The organism is Herbaspirillum sp. B65 (genome assembly GCF_000333555.1).
Taxonomy (GTDB): Bacteria; Pseudomonadota; Gammaproteobacteria; order Burkholderiales; family Burkholderiaceae_D; genus Herbaspirillum; species Herbaspirillum rubrisubalbicans.
The window spans coordinates 1-1,180 of the sequence record NZ_BADI01000586.1; the positions used below are offsets into that span (position 1 = coordinate 1).

At 64.7% G+C, this 1,180-nt stretch carries 2 protein-coding genes; both read right to left on the reverse strand.

From position 1 onward, the window contains the following. Positions 1-537, reverse strand: a 537-nt coding sequence (gene cobO / locus I5W_RS14005) for a cob(I)yrinic acid a,c-diamide adenosyltransferase (protein ID WP_044529687.1), incomplete at its 3' end; no start/stop codon positions are given. Positions 538-565: 28 nt separating this feature from the next. Then, positions 566-1,180, reverse strand: a 615-nt coding sequence (locus I5W_RS14010; protein WP_044529688.1) for a GTP-binding protein, incomplete at its 5' end; no start/stop codon positions are given.

Here is a 1,180-nt window from a genome sequence, read left to right on the forward strand (position 1 = left end):
TTCGCTGACCAGGTCGGCTTGTTCGATCAAAGCCTCCGGTGCATGACGGCCGGTCACCACGATGTGCAGCATCTCACGCCGGGCGGCAAAGGTGCGTAACACCTCCTCAAGCTCCAGATACTGGTACTTGAGCACGATATTGAGTTCGTCCAGGATCACCATGTCATAGCTGGGGTCGCCGATCATGCGCACTGCCTCGGCCCAGCCGCGTGCAGCGGTGCGCATGTCGGCGGCGCGGTCCTGGGTATCCCAGGTATAGCCTTCGCCCACCACGTGGAAGTCGCAATTGGCGTGACTGCCCAGGAAGTCGCGCTCGGCGCTGTAGAGCGCGCCCTTGATGAACTGCACCACCCCCAGCTTCATGCCATGGCCGAGGATGCGCATCCCCATGCCGAAGGCGGCGCTGGACTTGCCCTTGCCGGTACCGGTGTTGACGATCAGCAAGCCCTTTTCCAGTTGGGCTGCGGCCTTCTTCTTTTCGAAGCCTTCCTTGTGGCGCTGGGTCATGCGCTTGTGCGATTGGGGATCGGTTTTCACGATGTTCTTTCCTGATGCTGCCAGATAATCATTTCCACTCGGTCGCCGTCAGCGCCGAGAGCAGTTGCGCCACACGGGCGCGGCTGGGATGGTAGCCGATAAAGACCAGTTCCGAGCATTGCGTACCGAACTTGCCCGCCTGGGCCTCGGCCACCACCACCCGCGCGCGCACGGCTTGCAGCAGTTGCGCCCGCTCGCTGCCCGTGGCAATGAAGCCCTTGGTGCGCAGGATGGGCTGGTCCAGCGCCGCCGCCACCACGGCGCGGCGCAAGGTGTCGCCATCCTGGCGCTGCTCGCTGCGCAGCGTGAAGGATTGCCAGCCCGGATCCTGTTCGTGAAAGTGCTTGTGGGTGGACAGCCCGTGGCTGTGCGCCCCCAGCCCGGAATGGGCGTGGCCGTTGAAGCGCCATTGGTCGGCGGCCACCGTGGCGCGCTCGCCGGGCATGGCCACCGGCGTGTAGTGATGATGCACGGTCGCGCCCGCCTGGTGCAGCCGCAAGCCCAGGGCCAGGCGGATGTCCAGCCGGGCGTCGTAGGCCAGTTCCCAGAAGCGCACATTGGGTGCCAGCGCGCGCACGGTATGTTCGGCCTGNCACAGCGGCGCTTTCTCCCATGCATCGATCTTGTTCAAGAACACCACGTC